Origin of the sequence: Massilia genomosp. 1 (assembly GCF_011682185.1) — a bacterium.
In the GTDB taxonomy this organism is placed as follows: Bacteria; Pseudomonadota; Gammaproteobacteria; order Burkholderiales; family Burkholderiaceae_D; genus Telluria_A; species Telluria_A rubra.
Map to the genome: position 1 here is coordinate 1 of NZ_WHJF01000393.1, position 479 is coordinate 479.

1 protein-coding gene is annotated in these 479 nt (G+C 58.9%); it reads right to left on the minus strand.

Annotated features, from left to right (window positions below):
* On the minus strand, positions 1–368 hold a 368-nt coding region (locus F1735_RS37155), incomplete at its 3' end, for a BlaI/MecI/CopY family transcriptional regulator (RefSeq protein WP_373888636.1).
* Between the last annotated feature and the right edge of the window lie 111 nt (positions 369–479).

Consider the following 479-nt stretch of genomic DNA (forward strand, 5'->3'; position numbering starts at 1 on the left):
GTGACTGTGCCAGACGCCGGTGCCATGATCGGTGTGCCCGCCCGCGCCGCCAGATCGATCCCGCCGTGAGGCGTGGCGCCGGCTGTCCTGACGGTGCCAAAATAGCTGGTAATGTGCATGCGCTGCAGGGGCGCCAGCCATTGGGGGAGCGATTCCGCGGCCGGATTGACAGGATGCGGCGACGTATCGACGGCCCGCAGGGCGAAGGCCGGCTGCAAGACCAGCATGCGGTCCAGTGTTTTGCGGGTGGAGGAAAATGACCAATGCAGCTCTTCCTCAGCATGTTGATGGATCGCGCGCGCGCTCAGGGGATGCTGTTTCCACAAACACTTTAACAGGCTCAACTCGGTAATGGATGGAATGGACATGGGACGTCTCCTTGTGGCGAATGCCGCAATATTGCGACAAATGTCGCATGCTTGCAAGAAATTTATGCGACAATTGTCACACACGGTGTGTTTCCCGTATTACTTCAAGCC